The following is a 357-nucleotide window of genomic DNA, read 5'->3' as shown; positions in this document are numbered from 1 at the left end:
AGACCGCAGTCGGCGCCAGGCGGCGACGAGCAGGAGGTCGACAGAGACGGGGTAGGCCCATGCCTTCCACCCGGTTTGCCCAGCGGCCGAGGCGACGTCGTGCAGGTGGGCGAAGGACAGCGCCGCCGCGATGAGCGCTTGGACGAGCACCGCGTCGACACGGGCCAGGCGAGCACGCATGACGCGGCTCCTTCCGGAATCGGGCATGACGGGGTAGGGACGTGGCGCGAGAAGTCACGCCGACCGAGTGCTGAGCAGATGAGAAGGTCAGTCGGTGACCGGGACCGGTCGGACGACCGATGCCGGGGTCACGACCGGACCGGCCGGGAATTCGGGCCGGAACGGTTCCAATGCGGC

1 protein-coding gene is annotated in these 357 nt (G+C 70.0%); it reads right to left on the bottom strand.

Annotation, left to right across the window (positions count from 1 at the left end):
• Positions 1–180 (bottom strand): DUF2637 domain-containing protein (locus tag IE312_RS39980; protein WP_229899717.1); only part of this gene is annotated, 180 nt, incomplete at its 3' end.
• Positions 181–357: the final 177 nt, after the last annotated feature.

Origin of the sequence: Streptomyces capoamus, assembly GCF_014654935.1 — a bacterium.
Lineage (GTDB): Bacteria > Actinomycetota > Actinomycetes > Streptomycetales > Streptomycetaceae > Streptomyces > Streptomyces capoamus.
This window is presented reverse-complemented; position numbering and strand designations above follow the sequence as displayed.